Origin of the sequence: Bacteroides caecigallinarum, assembly GCF_016901995.1 — a bacterium.
GTDB classification, from domain to species: Bacteria; Bacteroidota; Bacteroidia; order Bacteroidales; family Bacteroidaceae; genus Phocaeicola; species Phocaeicola cellulolyticus.
Genome location: NZ_JACJLE010000161.1, coordinates 1 through 417 on the forward strand (window position 1 = coordinate 1; position 417 = coordinate 417).

1 pseudogene is annotated in these 417 nt (G+C 40.5%); it reads right to left on the minus strand.

Features of this window, described 5'->3' with window-relative positions:
• Window positions 1-30: 30 nt before the first annotated feature.
• Window positions 31-417 (minus strand): annotated as a pseudogene (locus H6A61_RS15450) (AAA family ATPase); the annotation flags it as partial.

Genomic DNA, 417 nt, shown 5'->3' on the forward strand with positions numbered 1-417 from the left:
TTCACCAGCTTCCTTCCGTCACATGATAAGCTAAAAACTATTCATCAGTACCGTGAAAGCATTCTTCACATGCTCGTTAGGGAACCCCAATTTGTAGGTATTCGATTTCTTATCGTAGGCTTTAATCGTCAGATAACCGCTCTGATAAATCAACGGAATAAGATTTTTCGATGCAGTATCGTTACTATCCAGCAGACTGCCGTCTATCTCAACCCCTTCCAAATCTCCAAAGTCAGAATCTCTCTTTTTAAGCATTTTCACCAGAAACGAAGGCGTTCCAACCTCTATCCAATTACTCATTAACTGTTTAGAATCCAGAGTAATCATTAAACCTGACAGGTTATAAATATCCACACAATCCTCGTTGAAGTGATACCCGTCGTACAATTCCTTGAGTTTCGCCTTTGTCTCCTCCTC